General features: G+C 70.0%; 13 protein-coding genes and 1 pseudogene. 9 read left to right on the plus strand and 5 right to left on the minus strand.

Annotated features, from left to right (window positions below; all coding sequences use genetic code 11):
- Window positions 1-30: 30 nt before the first annotated feature.
- Window positions 31-2,274, minus strand: a complete 2,244-nt coding sequence (locus AVL48_RS04390) for a helicase-associated domain-containing protein (protein ID WP_061984996.1) — start codon at window positions 2,272-2,274, stop codon at window positions 31-33.
- Between the two features lie 93 nt (window positions 2,275-2,367).
- Here AVL48_RS04390 and AVL48_RS04395 point away from each other — a divergent pair, with 93 nt between their 5' ends.
- From AVL48_RS04395 to AVL48_RS40485, 5 genes and pseudogenes are all read left to right on the plus strand, one after another.
- Window positions 2,368-2,550 carry a hypothetical protein gene (locus AVL48_RS04395; protein WP_061984994.1) on the plus strand — a complete coding sequence of 61 codons (183 nt, stop codon included), beginning with the start codon at window positions 2,368-2,370 and terminating at the stop codon, window positions 2,548-2,550.
- A 101-nt stretch (window positions 2,551-2,651) separates the two neighbouring features.
- Window positions 2,652-4,043, plus strand: coding sequence for an NAD-dependent malic enzyme (locus tag AVL48_RS04400; protein ID WP_061984992.1), 1,392 nt, complete (start codon window positions 2,652-2,654; stop codon window positions 4,041-4,043).
- A gap of 149 nt (window positions 4,044-4,192) precedes the next feature.
- Window positions 4,193-5,740, plus strand: a complete 1,548-nt coding sequence (locus AVL48_RS04405; RefSeq protein WP_061984990.1) for an alpha/beta hydrolase — start codon at window positions 4,193-4,195, stop codon at window positions 5,738-5,740.
- Between the two features lie 17 nt (window positions 5,741-5,757).
- Window positions 5,758-6,228, plus strand: coding sequence for a cyclic pyranopterin monophosphate synthase MoaC (gene moaC, locus AVL48_RS04410; RefSeq protein ID WP_074038156.1), 471 nt, complete (start codon window positions 5,758-5,760; stop codon window positions 6,226-6,228).
- A pseudogene (locus AVL48_RS40485) lies at window positions 6,225-7,141 on the plus strand (molybdenum cofactor biosynthesis protein MoaE). The gene moaC and the pseudogene AVL48_RS40485 overlap by 4 nt, the downstream one beginning before the upstream one ends.
- Before the next feature lie 241 nt (window positions 7,142-7,382).
- Here the strand turns inward: AVL48_RS40485 and AVL48_RS04425 are convergent.
- The 4 genes from AVL48_RS04425 to moaA all read right to left on the minus strand — a co-directional run bounded on the left by AVL48_RS04425 (window position 7,383) and on the right by moaA (window position 10,796).
- Entirely contained in the window at window positions 7,383-8,030 is a 648-nt protein-coding gene (locus AVL48_RS04425; RefSeq protein WP_063054077.1) for a LysM peptidoglycan-binding domain-containing protein, read from the minus strand.
- A 456-nt stretch (window positions 8,031-8,486) separates the two neighbouring features.
- Window positions 8,487-9,350, minus strand: a complete 864-nt coding sequence (locus AVL48_RS04430) for a phosphatidylinositol-specific phospholipase C/glycerophosphodiester phosphodiesterase family protein (protein WP_061984982.1) — start codon at window positions 9,348-9,350, stop codon at window positions 8,487-8,489.
- A 125-nt stretch (window positions 9,351-9,475) separates the two neighbouring features.
- Window positions 9,476-9,730: a MoaD/ThiS family protein gene (locus tag AVL48_RS04435; RefSeq protein ID WP_061984980.1), complete on the minus strand. Its 255-nt coding sequence runs from the start codon at window positions 9,728-9,730 to the stop codon at window positions 9,476-9,478.
- Between the two features lies 1 nt (window position 9,731).
- Window positions 9,732-10,796 (minus strand): GTP 3',8-cyclase MoaA, encoded by a 1,065-nt coding sequence (gene moaA / locus AVL48_RS04440; protein WP_061984978.1) that lies wholly within the window; start codon window positions 10,794-10,796, stop codon window positions 9,732-9,734.
- Window positions 10,797-11,019: 223 nt separating this feature from the next.
- Between moaA and AVL48_RS04445 the strand changes: the two genes are divergently transcribed.
- The 4 genes from AVL48_RS04445 (at window position 11,020) to AVL48_RS04460 (ending at window position 14,099) form a co-directional block, all read left to right on the plus strand.
- Window positions 11,020-11,424 carry a TOBE domain-containing protein gene (locus AVL48_RS04445; RefSeq protein ID WP_061984976.1) on the plus strand — a complete coding sequence of 135 codons (405 nt, stop codon included), beginning with the start codon at window positions 11,020-11,022 and terminating at the stop codon, window positions 11,422-11,424.
- Window positions 11,421-12,182, plus strand: coding sequence for a molybdate ABC transporter substrate-binding protein (modA, locus tag AVL48_RS04450; RefSeq protein ID WP_061984974.1), 762 nt, complete (start codon window positions 11,421-11,423; stop codon window positions 12,180-12,182). The genes AVL48_RS04445 and modA overlap by 4 nt, the downstream gene beginning before the upstream one ends.
- Before the next feature lie 76 nt (window positions 12,183-12,258).
- Window positions 12,259-13,035, plus strand: a complete 777-nt coding sequence (locus AVL48_RS04455; protein ID WP_074038162.1) for an ABC transporter permease — start codon at window positions 12,259-12,261, stop codon at window positions 13,033-13,035.
- Window positions 13,032-14,099, plus strand: a complete 1,068-nt coding sequence (locus AVL48_RS04460; protein ID WP_061984973.1) for a sulfate/molybdate ABC transporter ATP-binding protein — start codon at window positions 13,032-13,034, stop codon at window positions 14,097-14,099. The genes AVL48_RS04455 and AVL48_RS04460 overlap by 4 nt, the downstream gene beginning before the upstream one ends.
- Window positions 14,100-14,108: the final 9 nt, after the last annotated feature.

Below are 14,108 nucleotides of genomic sequence, written 5' to 3' on the forward strand. Positions count from 1 at the left end.
ACCGCATTCAGAGGACTAAATGCGGCGAAGTCAGTCTTCCACGAGGGCGGCCGAGGTGATCCGGTGCAATGGGTAGCGCTCGTTGTCGGTCCCTTCGAGGACTCCGCCACCGACGCGCATCGGCCGCACCACGCGCTGGCTCGACGTCCCGCGTGAGTCGACGAAGCCGATCCACACCTCGCGGCGCTCCATGGTCGCCTGGGACAGCAACGCCAGCGTCGCGGACGTGTCCCCGGCGCCACCGCCCTGCGGCGCGCGCACCGTCTCGCCGCGACGACGCGCCGAAGCGGCGTCACCGGCCCGGACGTGCGCGACGATCTTGCCGACCTGTTCGTCGGTGAGCCCGGCCTGCTCGCCAGGGGCGCGACGTGCGGCGCGCGCCTTCGCGGGCAGCCGACGGCCAGACGGCCTGATGTCCATGACGCGCCCATCGGGCCCTTCGGCGGCCGGAGCGAACCCGGCGGCCCGAAGAGCGTCGAGGACCTCGGCGAGCGGGTACGGGCTGATGAGCACCGTCGGCGCGATCATGCGCAGGCCGTACTCCGCCGCGACCGGGCTGCCCATGACCTCCGCGAGCAGCGAAGCGTCGTCGCAGCGCAGGAATGACTCCGCGGCGCCACCGCGCAGCCGCCCGTGCCGCCGGGCGACGTCGTCGATCAGGTAGCTCAGCGACTGGGGGACCGGCGTCGCCGACCGCGACGTGAACAACTGGTGCAGTTCGCCCGCGGTCCGCCCGGTGTCGAGCGCGCGCCGCACGGAGGTCTCGGTGATCCGGTAGACGGTCGCGTGCCCGGCCGATTCGATGTCGGCGACGGCGGTCATCTCGGCCGCGAGTTCGGCTTCCAGCGGTCCCGGCGCGACAACGGTCAAATCGGCCTGGACCAGGACGTGGTCCACCGGCCGCGGTAGCGCGTCGAGCATCGCCTCGACCGCGCCGGGCCGGTCCTCGGCCAGCAAGGCTCGCGTCGCCGTCGTGAGCCCGCCGAGCCCGATCAGGCCGAGGGCGGCCCCTTCGGCCATCGTCCAGCGCACGGTCTCGTCCCGCAGCCGCCCGCCCCGCCGCGGTGCGCGCCAGGCGAGCGCCGCGACCAGTTCGTCGGTGCTCTTCACCCCGGCGCCCTCGGGCAGCGCGGCCAAGGCGAGGAGGATCCGCCGCCGTGAGACCGGCGCCAGTGGCCGTCGCAGGTCCTCCGACAGCGGCGCGATCGGCTTGTCCTTCGCGTCCCGCCCGCCGGCGAGACCGGGCAGCCGGGGCAGTTCGAGCCAGGCCTGCGCGAGCGTCATCCAGCGTTGCGCCGTCGGTGACGCGAGCCACGTGTCGGTGAGCGTCGTCGGCACCCATTCCGGTGAGGTCGCCTCGCTGTCGGCGACCAGTCCGGCGCCGACCGCGATCTCCGCCAGCAGGGTCACGCGGGTCTCGTCGACGTCGAGATCCTTGGCGAGTTTCTTCAGTTCGCGGACGCCGAGGCCACCGGACTTCAGCACCGGCGGCGGTGTCGCCGACCACGCGCGAAGCATGTTTTCGGTCTGGCGCAAGAACTCCATCGCCTCGCCTGCCGCCGCTTCGTCCACTGTGGACCGATTGTGCGGGTGCACGGGGAGTTCCGGTTCGCGCAACGACGCCGGGTCGAACACCGAGCCGCCGCGCAGGGCGATCCCGAGTTCGCGCGGCAGTTCGACGGTCTGATCGTCCCGGCGAAGCAGCAGCCCGCGGGCGAGCAGCCGCTGGACCGGATTCTGCGCGCGCTCCAGCGGGACGTCGGCCGACGCGTCGCGGGTGCGGCCGATCGGCGGCCCGGCGGCCAGTGTCGTCAGCAGCGCACGTTCGTCCTCGCCGATCTCCGCGAGCGCGGCCTCGATGTCCGTTCCGGCGAGCGTGGGCGACGACGCGCCCAGCCCGGCTGGGAACGGCCCGAGCGCGTCGCGGGCCGACGGCGGGACACGCAGTCCGTCGTCCTCGCCCCAGACGAGCGCCCGCGTGCGCAGCAGGGTCAGCGCCTCACCGATCCCGGTGCCCACGAGCCGCGCGACCTCGGCCGAGGTGACCGGATCGGTGTCCGCTCCGGCCAGCAGCAGGGCGTCGAGCACGGCGAGGGTGAAGGTGTCGAGGTCTTCGCAGGCGCGCGCGACGGAGCCCGGCGTGCCGGCCCGGGTGGCGAGCACGATGGTGTCGGACGGTGGTGGCGTGGACAGGTCGCGACGCGTGCGCAGCAGTGCGGCGAGTGCGTCGTCGGACTCCTGGCGCAGCCAGTCCGCCAGGGAGGGCGCAGGCATAGAAGACCAGGATACCGGGCGGGTGGTGGACCGGCAGCCGCGTTCGGGCAGACTGTGCGTCGAGAACGGCTTGACCATGCTCGGGAGGACGTTGTGGCGAAGGGCGAGAACAAGAAGCGCGCGGGGATCGACCCGACGTGGCCCGGTGAAGACGGGGAGCACCCCGTCACCGAGCTGGCTTCCGACCGGCAGGGTGCGCTGTCCCCGTTCGGTGACGTGACCTTTCCCCTCGAAAGGGTGCCTTACGTGCACCCCGAGACCGAGATCAACCGGTAGAAAGCTACTGGCCGGTTACCCCCTGCGAGGGTTCGTGGCGGTCGTCACGGGAGTAGGTTTTCGATCGACCTATTCGAGCGTTCCTCAGCGGGGGTAGTGCCATGCCGGTTCCCGGTCCCGGATATTCGATCACCGTCCGGGTGGAGGCCCCCGCGTCGTCCACCGCGGCGGGTGACCTGACGACCGCCGTCGGCCGGGTCGGCGGCGTGCTGACCGCGTTCGACGTCGTCGAGTCGCACCCCGAGTCGATCGTCGTCGACATCAGTGCCAACGCCCTGTCGGAGAATCACGCGCAGGACATCACGCAGACCCTGGACTCGCTCCCGGGCGTGCGGGTCCGCAAGGTCTCCGACCGGACGTTCCTGATCCACCTCGGCGGCAAGATCGAGGTCACCCCGAAGGTCGCGCTCCGTAACCGTGACGACCTCTCCCGCGCGTACACGCCCGGTGTCGCCCGCGTGTGCCAGGCGATCGCCGCGAACCCCGAAGACGCGCGCCGCCTGACCATCAAGCGGAACACGGTCGCCGTCGTCACCGACGGTTCGGCCGTGCTGGGCCTTGGCAACATCGGCCCGGCCGCCGCGCTTCCGGTGATGGAGGGCAAGGCGGCGCTGTTCAAGAAGTTCGCCGACGTCGACGCGTGGCCGGTGTGCCTCGACACCCAGGACACCGAAGAGATCATCAAGATCGTCAAGGCGATCGCCCCGGTCTACGCGGGCATCAACCTCGAGGACATCGCGGCGCCGCGCTGCTTCGAGATCGAGAAGCGCCTGCGTGAGCAGCTCGACATCCCGGTGTTCCACGACGACCAGCACGGCACCGCGATCGTCGTGGTCGCCGCGCTGCGCAACGCGCTGCGCGTGGTCGGGAAGAACATCGAGGACTGCAAGATCGTGGTCAGCGGCGTCGGCGCGGCCGGTTCGGCGATCATCCGCCTGCTGCTGGGCAAGAACCCGGGCGACGTCGTGGCCGCCGACATCGATGGCATCGTGCACTCCGCGCGCGGCAACCTCGACGAAAACCTGACCTGGATCGCCGAGCACACCAACAAGGAGCAGCAGGCGGGCACCCTGCACGAAGCGCTCGTCGGCGCCGACGTGTTCATCGGGGTCTCCGCGCCGAACCTGTTCGGTGCCGAGCAGGTCGCGACCATGAAGTCCGACGCCGTCGTGTTCGCGCTGGCCAACCCGGACCCGGAGATCGACCCGCTGGAGGCGCAGAAGCACGCCGCCGTCGTCGCCACCGGCCGCAGCGACTTCCCGAACCAGATCAACAACGTGCTCGCGTTCCCCGGGGTGTTCCGCGGCCTGCTCGACGCGCACGCGCACCACATCGACGACTCGATGCTGCTCGCGGCGGCCGACGCCATCGCGGACGTGGTGGACAACGGCAAGCTCAACGCGTCGTTCATCGTGCCGAGCGTCTTCGACAACGCCGTCGCCCCCGCCGTCGCGGAAGCCGTGAAGAAGGCGGCCAAAGCGGCCGAGCGCTGACGAAGCGACAGCAAAGGTCCCTTGCTCCATTCGGTGTTCGTGTCATCACTGAGGCCGACCCGGGGGCCGACTTCAGAGTGACGACTCCGTATCTGGCCCGCTCATAGGCTCGATTTCGACCGAGAAGTCGATCTTGACGGAGGTTGGGCATGAAGCACTCTGTCCTGAGCAAAATCGGGACACTCACGGCCGCGGCGGTGACCGTGGCGGTACTCGTACCGGCCACGGCGTCCGCCGCGGTTTCGGCTTTGAATTGGGGGGCGTGTCCGGAGGACGTGGCCGCGCCGGGCGTCGAATGCGGCACCTTGAAGGTTCCGCTCGACTACCGGAATCCCGGCGGCGCCACCATCGACATCGCCGTTTCGAAGCTCTCCAGCACCAAACCGGCGAAGCGGCGCGGGATCATGCTGACGAATCCGGGTGGGCCCGGCGGTCCGGGGCTGACCATGCCTGCCGGGCTGCGGGCGGCGGGTATGCCGTCGAGTGTGCTCGACGCCTACGACGTCATCGGGTTCGACCCGCGCGGGATCGGGCGCAGCACGCCGGTCACCTGCGATCTCAAACCCGGCCAGCAGACCGGCAACGTCCCGCCGTACGCGCGTGACGAGGCGGCGGTGGCCGAGCGGGCGACGTACGTGGCCGGGATCGCGAAGCAGTGTGGTGAATCGAAGACCGCGGCGAACCTGCCGTACATCACCACGGCCAACACCGCCCGCGACATGGACCGCATCCGGGAAGCCCTCGGCGAGAAGAAGCTCTCGTACTACGGCGTCTCGTACGGCAGCTACCTCGGCGCCGTGTACTCGACGATGTTCCCGCAGCAGACCGATCGCGTCGTGATCGACAGCGTGACCAGCCCGGGCGGCCTCGATCCGGCCACCTCGCGTCGCCTGGCGGAGGGGTTCGAGGACCGCTTCCCGGACTTCGCGAAATGGGCGGCGGCGCGGCACGCCAGCTACGGCCTGGGCCGTACTCCGCGGCAGGTGACGGCGAAGTTCTACGAACTGGCCGCCAAACTCGACACCGGCGCGGTACCGGGCATCGACGGCGCGACGTTCCGGGCCAGCACCTTCGGCGCGCTGTACTCGACGAGGTCTTTCCCCATCCTCGCGCAGCAGTGGCAGGGGCTCGACGGCGAAGGCGTCTTGAAGCAGGCTGCCGAGACAACGCAGATCGACCTGGCGCAGCTGCTGTCCGGGCAACTGCACGTGGTCTGCAACGACACGAACTGGCCGGAGGACGTCGCGACCTATCAGCGCAATGTCGCGAAGGATCGGGTGAAGTACCCGATGTTCGGCGCGGCCGGGGCGAACATCTGGGCGTGCGCGTCCTGGCCTTCCGAGCCGATCGAACCGCCGGTGCGGATCGGTGACCGGGGACCGTCGAACATCCTGATGGTGCAGAACCTGCGGGACCCGGCGACTCCGCTGAGCGGAGCCAGGGACATGCGTCGCGCGCTCGGTGACCGGGCGCGGATCGTGACCGTGGACGAGGGCGGGCACGGGGTCTGGCTGAGCGACGAAAACGCTTGCGGCAACAACGCCGTCAACCGGTTCTTCGTGGAAGGCAAGCGCCCCGCGCACGACACGGCCTGCGGAGTGGACAAGGGCGGACTGTTCGACTCGATGTCACCGCAGCAGCGGCAGGACCGGGAGAAGGCACTCGACGAGGTTCGCTCGAAGCAGCGGGTGTTCTGAGGACTAACCTGCTGGGCGTGAGTGAACTCAGCCACGTCGACCATACGGGCGCCGCCCGTATGGTCGACGTTTCCGGCAAGACGCCCACCGCCCGCACCGCGCTGGCGGGCGGCACCGTGCACACCACGGCCGAGGTGCTCGGCCTGCTGGCGACGGACGGCCTGCCCAAGGGCGACGCCATCGCCACCGCGCGGATCGCGGGCATCATGGGCGCGAAGAAGGTGCCCGAGCTGATTCCGCTGTGCCACCAGATCGCGCTGTCGGGAGTCAAGGTCGAATTCACCCTCGGTGAGACGGCCGTGCACATCACCGCGACCGCGAAGACGAACGACCGCACCGGCGTCGAAATGGAGGCGCTGACCGCCGTCGCCGTCGCCGGGTTGACCCTGCACGACATGATCAAGGCCGTCGATCCCGCGGCGACCCTCGACGACGTCCGCCTCATCCGCAAGGACGGCGGCAAGACCGGGACCTGGGAGCGGCCGTGAGCCGGGCCGCGAGGGTGATCGTGGCGTCCAACCGCGCCGCGAAGGGCGTCTACGAGGACAAGACCGGTCCGGTCATTACGGCCTGGCTCGCCGAGCGGGGCTGGGACGTGCCGGACCCCGTCGTCGTCGAGGACGGGGATCCCGTCGGCGAGGCCCTGCGCGAGGCCGTCGCGGCCGGGGTCCAGGTGATCGTGACGACCGGCGGCACCGGCATCTCGCCGACCGACCGCACCCCGGACGTCACGCGTGCGATCCTCGACTACGAACTCCCCGGCGTCGCGGACGCGATCCGGGCCGCTGGATTGCCCGCTGTGCCGACGGCCGTGCTCTCGCGCGGAGTGGCAGGCGTGGCCGGTCGGACCCTGGTGGTGAATCTCCCAGGCTCACGCGGCGGCGTGAAGGACGGCCTGGGCGTACTGGACGGGATCCTCGACCACGCCGTCGACCAGCTGGCGGGCGGCGACCACCCACGGGAGGCACAACAGTGAGCGTTCGGGTCGCACGGGTCGCGGTGGTCGACGAGCCGCTTTCGGTCGAGGAGCACGCCCGGCTGGTGGACGACGCGGCCGCGGGCGCCGTCGTCACCTTCGGCGGGGTCGTGCGGGACCACGACGGCGGGCGGTCGGTGGAACGGCTCGCCTACGAGGGACACCCCACCGCTTCCGAGGTGCTCGCGGAGGTCGTCGCGGACCTCTCGGCGAAGTGGACCGGCGTGCGGGCCGTGGCGGTCAGCCACCGGCTGGGCGCGCTGGCCATCGGGGACGTCGCGCTGGCTTGCGCCGTGGCCGCCGAGCATCGCGGCCAGGCCTTCGCGGCGTGCTCGGAGCTGGTGGACGAGGTCAAGGCCCGGCTGCCGGTGTGGAAGCACCAGCACTTCACCGACGGCAGCGACGAGTGGGTCAACTCACCGTAGCGGGGTGATCGGTCGCCGGCGGTCGTGCGTGAACGCAATGAAGGGGCCTTTCATCGCAAATTTTGCGATGAAAGGCCCCTTCATTGCGCGCGAGCGGGCCTGAAGCGCCGCCTCTGGACGCGACGCCTCTGGACACGACAGAGCCCCACCGCCGGGGGAATGGCGCGGTGGGGCTCTGTCAGTCGCGACCTGGCCACGCGGGGAGTCCCGCGGGCATCACGACTTACTGGTGCTCATGAGCTCACTTGGTGGCGAGCTTCTGACCGACGACGATGAAGTCGGCGTTCGGCACGTATTCCTTGTTCAGCTGCTGCAGCTTCTGGAAGCCGCCCTGGACGTTGAACTTGGAAGCGATCTTGGACAGCGTGTCGCCGGCCACGACGGTGTAGTCACCCGCCGGGTTGGAGTTCGCGACATTGGTCACGGCCGCGACCCGGGCCGGAGCCGGGGCCTGCTGCTTGGTGACCGGGGCGGTCGACTTCTTCGGGGTCACCTTCTTGGTGGCCTTCGGGGCGGTCGACTTGGCCTTGGCGGGGCTGGCGGAGCCGCCCTTCTTGCCACAGTTCGGCCACGCGTTGATGCCCTGGCCCTGGAGGACCCGCTCGGCGACGGCGATCTGCTGCTCACGCGACGCGTTGTGGGCGCTGCCGGTGCCACCGTAGGCACGCCAGGTGCTCTGCGAGAACTGCAGACCACCGTAGTAGCCGTTACCGGTGTTGGTGTTCCAGTTGCCGCTGCTCTCGCACTGCGCGATGGCGTCCCAGTTGGTCGCCGACGCGGGGGTCGCGGCGATGGCGAGGGGGGCGCCGACCGCGACGCCCGCGATGGCGACGCGAGCGATGTGGCGGGTGGCGGCGGACATCTTGCGGTGCTTGCCTCGGTACGACATGTGAGTAAATCTCGCTCCCTGCGCCTACGAGTCTGTGCTGAGGGAAAGACCCGTGGGTCCTGGCCGGCCGTCTCAGGCCGGCTGACTTCGCCTGACGCACGCCGCGTCGGCTCGGTCCCCTCGTCCCTGTCCGGAAATGCTTTCGCTCGGGGTTGGGTCCGGGAATCCGTTGGACAGGGCTCGGCGCTACGGGTTCCCGGTGTTGCGTGGTCGGTCGGGGCCAACCGAAAAGCGACGGTACGTAACGAACGGCCTGAGCGGAAATTATTCGAGGTGTGACCTACGTCACAGTAACGGCACGCAACCCAGGACGATTCGGCTGTTTCCGCAGGTCAGCGGGCCGTTATCTGGCCGTTTCCTAGTCGAGATAATTCACGGATCGTGAGGCTTGCATCACGTGGATTAAGGGATGACTGGACCATTCGTGCGCCTTCGCGCGCTATTGGGCCGCGCACTTTAGCGAGCCCTCAAGAAGTTCGCCAGTCCAGCCAGGTCGTCCGTATTCAGGTGGTCGACCCCGGCGGCGACCAGCTCTTTCCACAACGTTTCCCGGGCGGGACCGGCACCGTCCGGCGTCGCCCAGAAGCGCACCCGCTGGCCCGCGGCGTGGGCCCGGTTAACCAGGTCGTGCAGTTTCGCGCGCTCTTCGGCGGGGAAGGGGCCGTCGCCCGTCCAGGTGAAGAGCCCGGTCCAGGAATCGGAGACCAGTGGGGTCAGCCGGGGGTCCGAGCCGATGTTCAGGTCGTTCTCGTCCTTGATCCGGCCGTCGTAGAAGGCGAGCCGGACCCGCTGCCCGAGCATGACGTCCTTGGGCCGTCCGCCGGAGATGACCGCGGTGACCGCCCGCTTCTGAACGTGTCCGAACGCGTACAGAGAGAAAAGGAAGGAGTAGCGCGGGTTGTACAGCCGCTTCTCCAAGGCCGCGTAGGTGCCTTTCGCGTCACCCTTGACGTCGATCAGCAGCTGAAACTCCGCACGCTGCCGATAGACGCCGACGCCGTGGTTGGCCAGGACACGCTCGCGCAGCGGCTCCAGGTAGAGCGACTCCAAAGTGCGCTCCGGGCGTGTGTCCGCGAGATCGTGTGCGACCAGCAACTGCCCGTCCACGAGGAAGATGTCGGCCTCGACGCTGGTGAAGCCCTGGTCGAGCGCGTCGCGCAGCGGACGGGCGTGCTCGTAGTCGTTGTGGCTGTGCGCACGCGTCAGTGGCCGGACGCCGGGTCCGTGTCCGTGTCCGTGGGCGGAAGCGGGGGTGGTCGCCAGGCTCGTGGCGGCGACGGCCGCGAGCAGTGCGGCGAGGACACGGCGGGGAGTGATCACTTGCGCATCCTCGGCGGCTTCGGCGTCCGGCCGGTGAATTCCGGACGGACCGCAGGTCAAAGGCCCTGGAACGACTCGCGGGGGAGCAAGGGACCTTTGCTCTCGCTTTCCCGCGTTCGCGCTGGTCAGCCGCCTGCGAACGGGGGCAGGACGTCCAGTTCGGCGCCCTCGGTCAGTGGCCGCGTGAGATCCCGCACGGCGACGCCGTCCAGCAGGTACGAGACGGCTTCGAGCAGCTTCGGCAGCGTCTCGGGGTGAAGTTCACGGAGACGGGTGACGGCGTCGGCGACGCGGGCGCCGTCCGGCAGGGTGACCTTCTCCTCGTCGATGCCGACGGCCGCGCGGGCCGAGGCGAAGTACCGCACCACGATGGTCACCATGTCAGCCACCGATCGCGCTCATCGGCCGGATCGGCTGCGCGAAGCCGGCCTCGTTGATCTCGTGCCCGGCGAGCTTGCCCCACATGGTCGCCCGCCACGCGTCCGCCACCTCTTCTTCGCGCGCGCCCGCGCGCACGAGGGCGCGCAGGTCGGTTTCGTCGTTGCTGAACAGGCACGAGCGCACCGCGCCGTCGGCGGTCAGCCTCGTCCGTTCGCAGGCGCCGCAGAACGGTCTCGTCACCGACGCGATCACGCCGACGTCGCCCGGGCCGCCGTCGACCAGCCAGCGTTCGGCGGGCGCCCCACCGCGGGCGGCGGGGTACGGCGACAGCGAGAACTCCTCGCCGAGCATGCCGAGGATCTCCTCGGCGGTGATCATGTCGCGCCGGTTCCAGCCGTGCTGCGCGTCCAGCGGCATCTGTTCGATGAACCGCAGGTGGTAGCCCTCGGCGAGGCAGAATCGCAGCAGCGGCACGGCCTGGTCCTCGTTCAGCCCGCGCATCAGCACCGCGTTGACCTTCACCGGCGCCAGCCCGGCCTCGCGGGCGGCGGCCATGCCGGCGAGTACGTGCGACAGCCTGTCGCGCCGGGTGATCGTCTCGAACAGCGCGCGATCGACGGTGTCCAGCGAGACGTTGATCCGGTCCAGCCCGGCGTCGGCGAGGGATTTCGCGCGCTTCGCGAGCCCGATCCCGTTGGTGGTCATGGAAAGCCGCGGCCGCGGTTCGAGTGCCGCGACCCGCTCGACGATGTGTTCCAGGCCCTGGCGCAGCAGCGGTTCACCGCCGGTGAGCCGGATGTCGGTGACGCCGAGCCGTTCGACGGCGATCCGCAGCAGGAACACGAGTTCGTCGTCGGAGAGCACGTCCGCGCTCGGCATCCACTCGAGCCCCTCGGCCGGCATGCAGTAGGTGCAGCGCAGATTGCACTTGTCGGTGAGCGACACCCGTAGATCGGTCGCCACCCGGCCGAAGGTGTCGATCAGGGCGGGGTTGTCCGGCCTGGGCACGGTGGGGCCGCCGCGTGTACCGGGGACACGGGGAAACCCGAGATCGACTGCTGTCATTGCCACCAGACTAACCCCGAAGCGGGAGAAAACGACTGTCCAGAATGTGTTTCGTACCGGATCGCCGCTTGGCCTGGTTTCTTCCTCGGGGGTTTTCCGGATGGCGAAATATCCGCTCTCGGCCGAGGAAACGGCCGGGTTCACGGACGAGCTTCGCAAGGGAGTGCCCGGCGATTTCTGACGTCCGTAGCTTTTCCGCATCTGCGGAAGTAACCTCCCAAGCATGCCGCAATTCCGGTTGTCCGAGGCTGCTCGTCTGCTCGGCGTCAGTGACGACACCGTCCGCCGCTGGGTCCGCGCCGGCCAGTTGACCGCCTTCGACGACTCGGCGGGCCGCAAGGTCGTCGACGGCGCCGAACTCGCCGCGTTCGCCAAGGCACAGGCCGAACAGCCCGAGGATCCCTCCGGCGTCGGCCGTTCCGCGCGCAACCGGTTCGTCGGCCTGGTCACCGAGGTCGTCACGGACAAGGTGATGGCACAGGTCGAGCTCCAGTGCGGCTCGCATCGCGTGGTCTCCCTGATGAGCGCCGAGGCCGTCCGCGAACTCGGGCTGCGGCCGGGGGTGCTCGCGGTCGCCGTCGTCAAGGCGACCACCGTCGTGGTCGAAACCCCGGAGGGAAGCCGATGAGGAGACTCGTCCCCGCCCTGCTCGCGCTGGCACTGGCCGCGACGGCCTGCGGTTCGGAGCGACCCGTCACCGCGACGATCGAGTCGAGGACGCTCACCGTGTTCGCGGCGGCGTCACTGACCGAGTCGTTCGGGACGCTGGGGAAGCGGTTCGAGGAGCGGAACTCCGGCGTGACCGTGAAGTTCAGCTTCGAGGGTTCCTCGGCGCTGGTCCAGAAGCTGACCCAAGGCGCGAAAGCCGACATCTTCGCGTCCGCCGATCAGGCCAATATGGACAAGGCCGCCAAAGGCGAGGTGCTCGACGGGCAGCCGTCGGTGTTCGCCACCAACCGGCTCGCCATCGTCGTCGGCAAAGGCAACCCCAAGGGCATCAAGGGCCTGGCGGACCTCGCGAAGGACGGGCTGACCGTGGTCGTCTGCGCGCCGCAGGTGCCGTGCGGGGCGGCGGCGAAGAAGGTCCAGCAGACCTCCGGGGTCACGCTCAAGCCCGCGAGCGAGGAGCAGGACGTCAAGTCAGTGCTCGCGAAGGTGCGGTCGGGCGACGCCGACGCCGGACTCGTCTACGTCACCGACGCGACGTCGGCCGCCAAACAGGTCGACAAGGTGGACTTCCCGGAGTCGGCGGGCGCGGTCAACAGCTATCCGATCGCGGTGGTGAAGGACGCTCCCCAGGCCGATCTCGCCAGGCGTTTCAGGGAGTTCGTCCTCAGCGCGGAGGGCAAGCAAGAACTGGCGAAGGCCGGTTTTGGCGCGCCCTGACCCCGCGTTTCGTCCTCTGAATGCGGTACATGCACGCGCAAGTACCGCATTCAGAGGACGAAATGCGGGAGCCGGGGTGCCGTGGGTGCTCTGGCCGCCGGCGATATGCGCGCTGGCGCTGGTGGTGCTGCCGGTCATCGGGCTGCTGGTGCGCTCGGACCTCGCGCGCTTCCCGAGTCTCATCGCCTCGCCGTCGTCGCTGAACGCGCTCAAGCTCTCGCTCACCACCGCCGGACTGTCCACTGTGGCCTGTGTGCTGTTCGGCGTCCCGCTCGCCGTGGTGCTCGCGCGTTCGGGGGCGCGCGGCGTCCGCGTGCTGCGCGCGGTGGTGCTGCTGCCGCTGGTCCTGCCGCCGGTGGTCGGCGGGCTCGCGCTGCTGTACCTGCTGGGCCGCAAGGGTTTCCTGGGCATTCTGGTGACCACCCTGACCGGCGAGCAGGTGCCGTTCACCACGGCCGCGGTGGTCATCGCGCAGACGTTCGTCGCCATGCCGTTCCTCGTGGTCAGTCTTGAAGGCGCGTTGCGTGGCGCCGGTGACCGCTACGAGCGGGTCGCCGCGACGCTCGGAGCGAAGCCATGGACGGTGTTCCGCCGGGTCACGCTGCCGTTGCTGATGCCCGCTCTGGGTTCGGGGATCGTGCTCAGCTTCGCCCGGGCCTTGGGCGAGTTCGGCGCCACGATCACCTTCGCCGGCAGCCTGGAAGGAGTCACCCGTACCCTCCCGCTGGAGGTCTACACCCAGGCCGAGGTCGACGTCGACAGCGCCGTCGCGCTGGCACTGCTGCTCATCCTGGTGGCCGTCGCGGTGATCGCGCTCGCCCGGCCGCGCGCCCTCGAAGGTGTCCGGTCGTGACCCTTTCGGCCGAGATCGCCCTCCGGCGCGGCGAGTTCGAACTGTCCGTCGAGTTCGAGGTACCCGACGGCGGGGTGCTCGCGCTGCTCGGGCCGAACGGTTCGGGGAAATCCAGTGTGCTCGGTTGCCTCGCCGGGCTGCTCCGGCCCGATCGGGCGCGGATCACCTTGGCGGGCCGTGGCCTGACGGGGCTGCCGCCGCACGCGCGCGGCATCGGCCTGCTCTCCCAGGACGCCCTGCTCTTCCCGCATCTGTCCGCTTTGGACAATGTCGCTTTCGCGCCCCGGTCCACCGGTGCGGGCCGCGCCGGGTCGAGAAGGCGCGCGCGGGAGTGGCTGACCGAAGTGGACGCGCTCGAACTCGCGGACCGCAAACCCGCGCAGCTCTCCGGCGGCCAGGCCCAGCGGGTCGCGATCGCACGGGCGCTGGCGGCCGAGCCGGGACTTCTGCTGCTCGACGAGCCCTTCGCCGCCCTCGACGTCGACGCGGCACCCGCCATCCGCGGCCTGCTCCGGCGGGTGCTGCGCGCCGGGCCACCGACCGTGCTGGTCACCCATGATCCGCTCGACGCGCTCGCGCTGGCCGAGCACGTCGCCGTCCTCGACGGCGGCCGGATCGTCGAACGCGGTGAGACCCGGAAGGTGCTGGCCGCGCCGCGGACGGCGTTCACCGCGCGGATCGCGGGGCTGAACCTGGTGCCCGGCGTCGCCGTCGAAGGCGGTTTGCGCACGTCAGACGGGTCGTCACTGGCCGGGATCCCGGCGGAGGACGTCGACGGCGGGCAACCGGCGGTCGCGGTGTTCCCGCCCAGCGCCGTCGCCGTGTACCTGAAGGACGGTGAGCACCGGGGCAGCCCGCGCAACACCGTCGAGGGAGTCGTCGACGCGCTCGAACCACACGGACCGGTGATCCGCGTTCGGACGCGCGGTGCCGGCTGGGCGGCGGGGCTGGCCGCCGATCTGACCCCCGCCGCGGTGGCCGAACTGGCGCTCGAACCAGGGACACCGGTCGATCTTTCGGTCAAGGCGGCGTCCGTGGCTGTTCACGCCGCTCCCGATCATTAGGGTGGGGGC

This window comes from Amycolatopsis regifaucium, from assembly GCF_001613935.1.
Classification (GTDB): Bacteria; Actinomycetota; Actinomycetes; order Mycobacteriales; family Pseudonocardiaceae; genus Amycolatopsis; species Amycolatopsis regifaucium.